1 protein-coding gene is annotated in these 676 nt (G+C 41.9%); it reads left to right on the top strand.

Annotated features, from left to right (window positions below; genetic code table 11):
- The coding region (locus GQR55_RS20010; RefSeq protein WP_166421969.1) for an IS30 family transposase at positions 1–639 on the top strand (639 nt) is incomplete at its 5' end.
- Between the last annotated feature and the right edge of the window lie 37 nt (positions 640–676).

Below are 676 nucleotides of genomic sequence, written 5' to 3' on the forward strand. Positions count from 1 at the left end.
GTCAGTCATGAATGGATTTACCAATATATCCATGATGACAAAAGAAACAAAGGGACACTTTACCGCCATTTGAGGCAAGGAAGAAAACGCTACCGGAAAGGCCAGAGAACAAAAGCTGAAGTGATCAAGAATAAGGTATCCATTGATGATCGGCCTGTGATTGTTGATACCAAAAAGCGCTTTGGAGACTGGGAGATAGATACTGTTTTAGGTAAGCACGGCTCAGGCTCAATTGTCACCTTGCTAGAAAGAAAGACACGTTTTTACCTTATAAAGAAAGTGGATTCGAAATCAGCCAAAGATGTGACTCAAGCAACCATAGAGCTATTGTTGCCTTTTAAAGATCATGTTCACACGATCACAGCAGATAATGGTCGAGAGTTCGCGTATCACGCTGAGATAGCCGAAGCATTAGAAACGACAGTGTATTTTGCTCATCCATACAGTTCTTGGGAACGTGGAGCAAACGAAAATAGCAACGGACTCCTAAGGCAATATGTGCCCAAAGGTACTGATTTAAGGCGTGTTACAGAAGAGAGAATACACTTCGCAATGAGACGAATAAATAATCGTCCAAGGAAGTGTTTAGGGTTCAAGCAACCAGCCGTAGTATTTAAAGAAATGTGCTTAGTTGCTTGAAGTGAAAAGTGTCGCACTTCGGACTTGAATTCAGGTC

The sequence above is a fragment of the Pseudoalteromonas sp. Z1A8 genome (assembly GCF_011378855.1).
In the GTDB taxonomy this organism is placed as follows: domain Bacteria; phylum Pseudomonadota; class Gammaproteobacteria; order Enterobacterales; family Alteromonadaceae; genus Pseudoalteromonas.